1 protein-coding gene is annotated in these 268 nt (G+C 68.7%); it reads left to right on the forward strand.

Going from position 1 to position 268, the window contains the following annotated elements; all coding sequences use genetic code 11:
* Positions 1–268, forward strand: a 268-nt coding sequence (locus RMT89_RS43330; protein WP_315889249.1) for a penicillin-binding transpeptidase domain-containing protein, incomplete at both ends; no start/stop codon positions are given.

Genomic DNA, 268 nt, shown 5'->3' on the forward strand with positions numbered 1-268 from the left:
GCCAGCCCGGCTCGTCGTTCAAGCCCTACCTCTACCTCACCGCGCTGGCGACGGGCCGCTTCCATCCCAACACGCTGATCTCGGCCGCCGGCCTCTGCCTCGGCAAGGACTACTGCCCGCACAATTACGACGACGAGCGCGCCGGCAAGCTGCCGCTGATCTCCGCCTTGGCGATGTCGCTGAACACCGCGGCGATTCGCCTGTCGATCGAGGTCGGCGAAGGCCAGGCGCCGGCGAACTCGAACTGGCTGATGGCCAAGGCCGGCCG

It is taken from the genome of Streptomyces sp. P17, assembly GCF_032436805.1.
GTDB lineage: Bacteria > Actinomycetota > Actinomycetes > Streptomycetales > Streptomycetaceae > Streptomyces.